Annotated in this window: 3 protein-coding genes; 2 read left to right on the top strand and 1 reads right to left on the bottom strand. The window is 69.2% G+C overall.

Going from position 1 to position 2,006, the window contains the following annotated elements; all coding sequences use genetic code 11:
- The first annotated feature begins 231 nt into the window (after positions 1-231).
- A complete protein-coding gene (locus ACFWMR_RS19815) occupies positions 232-1,167 on the top strand; it encodes a DMT family transporter (protein WP_093937045.1) in 936 nt (311 codons plus the stop codon).
- Here ACFWMR_RS19815 and ACFWMR_RS19810 read toward each other — a convergent pair.
- Complete coding sequence (locus tag ACFWMR_RS19810) at positions 1,092-1,598, bottom strand: GNAT family N-acetyltransferase (RefSeq protein WP_378280504.1); 507 nt, start codon at positions 1,596-1,598, stop codon at positions 1,092-1,094. The genes ACFWMR_RS19815 and ACFWMR_RS19810 overlap by 76 nt on opposite strands.
- A gap of 133 nt (positions 1,599-1,731) precedes the next feature.
- Between ACFWMR_RS19810 and ACFWMR_RS19805 the strand changes: the two genes are divergently transcribed.
- Positions 1,732-1,926 carry a hypothetical protein gene (locus tag ACFWMR_RS19805; RefSeq protein ID WP_093937047.1) on the top strand — a complete coding sequence of 65 codons (195 nt, stop codon included), beginning with the start codon at positions 1,732-1,734 and terminating at the stop codon, positions 1,924-1,926.
- Positions 1,927-2,006: the final 80 nt, after the last annotated feature.

Genomic DNA, 2,006 nt, shown 5'->3' with positions numbered 1-2,006 from the left:
GTTGTTTGTTGGGCTCGGTCTATTTTTGCTCGCGCCGTTTCCGTCTTCCAACAACCCGGGCTCGTTTTTCTGCCTTGTGACCGGGGGGGGGCGCCGCGCCGGGGCCCCCACGGCCGGGCCCTTTCGGAACATGTAGGAACACTTAACGTCGGTGTAGATCTTTTCACTTGTCCTGACGAGTCGTCCGAGGCAGTTTGGAGTGGTATCGAGCGGCCTGGCGAAAGGAACGAAGTGAGCATCGGCGCGCCGGGAACCCTGGTCCGGATGGGCGTTCTCGCCCTGTTGTGGGGATCGGGGTTCCTGTGGATCAAGCTCGCGCTGACTGGGCTGGCGCCCGTTCAGGTGACCGTCATCCGCTGCGCCCTGGGCGCGGCCGTCCTCCTCGTGCTGAGCCGCCGGGCCGGGCAGCGCCTGCCGCGTGGCCGCCGGATCTGGGGAAGGCTCCTCGTCGCCGCCTTCTTCTGCAACGCCCTGCCGTTCGCGTTGTTCAGCATCGGCGAGCTGACCGTCGATTCCGGTATCGCGGGGGTGATGAACGCGACGACCCCGCTGTGGGCGTTGCTGATCGGCCTGTCGATCGGCACCGAACGCCGGGTCACCGCACTCCGGGTCGGCGGGCTGGTCCTCGGTTTCGCCGGGATCCTGCTGATCTTCGCGCCCTGGCAGAAGAGTGGCCTGCTCGGCTGGGGCACGCTGGCCCTGCTCGGCGCCGGCCTCAGTTACGCCATCGCTTTCGCTTACATGGGGCGGAAACTCGTCGGCCAGGGTGGGCCGATCGCGATCTCCGCCGCGCAGCTGCTGACCGCCACCGGGCTGAGCGCGCTCGCGCTGCCGTTCGACGCCGAGCCCGCCGGGCCGCTGAACGTGACCGCGGTGATCGCCGTCGTCGTCCTCGGCGTCTTCGGCACCGGCGTCACGTTCTATCTCAACTACCGGCTCATCGCCGACGAAGGCGCGACCTCCGCGGCGACCGTCGGCTATCTGCTGCCCGTCGTCTCGGTCGCGCTGGGCGCGATCGTGCTCGGCGAGGAACTCGGCCCGCGCGTGCTGGCCGGGATGGCGGTCGTACTGCTCGGAGTCGCCCTGACGCGCTACGTGAGGTCTTCGGCGAGCAGATCCATCAGCAACCCGTCGTGCCAGCCGTCGCCCTCGGTGTCACGTTCGTAGCGGCGCATCACCCCGACCTCGCGGAACCCGACGGCCTTGTAGCAGCTGATCGCCGCCTTGTTGTCCGCGGCGGGATCGATCACCAGCCGGTGGTGCCCGCGATCGCGCACGAGATGGCGCGCCATCGTGCGGACCGTGTCCGTGCCCAGGCCCCGGCCGTGCTGCGCCGGGTCGAGGAAGAGGTCGACCGAGGCGTGCCGGTACATCGGGTCGTCCTCTTCGCCGTACTGCACGAAGCCGCGGACGACACCTTCCTCCAGCACGGTGAAGTGGGCCGTCGTCGGATCGTCGAACGGCCAGGTGGGGGAGTCCTCGACCGAACCCCAGCGGGCTCTGACCCCGGCCGTGCCGCGGATCCGGCGCAGTTCCTGGACGTGGGCTTCGGTGACCGGGGTCAGGGTCACGATCTCCCCGCGCAACTCGGTGGTCAGGTCCGGCTCCGTCCGCTCGTTCGAATGACGCCAGTCTAGGGAGAAACCGGCGGGCTCGCCGCCGGGACAGCAAGAAGGCGGGGGCCATCTCGGCCGGGATCGGGTATCAACGAAAGGGACACGGAGGTGGGTCATGGGGAACCTGTTCGAAGAACCGGGTCCGGCCGGGGAACCGGTCGACTTCGGGGCGACGACCGTGCGGGCCGCGGTGCTGCGCAAGGCGACCGAAGCGGTGGTCGCGAACGCCCGCGACGCGACGGATTGCCGGATGCTGCTGGACATGCTGGGGCTGAGTTCCGAGCGAGCCGACCGGTTCGACGCCGCCTGAGCCCGCCCGTACCCGCCTTTCCGGCCATTCTGCGGCGGACGCCGGGTAGTGCCCGTGCCGGTCACCGATTGGCCTCAAGC

The sequence above is a fragment of the Amycolatopsis thailandensis genome, from assembly GCF_042723255.1.
Classification (GTDB): domain Bacteria; phylum Actinomycetota; class Actinomycetes; order Mycobacteriales; family Pseudonocardiaceae; genus Amycolatopsis; species Amycolatopsis thailandensis.
Note: the sequence above shows the minus strand (reverse complement) of the source record. Positions and strands in the feature narration are given on the sequence as shown.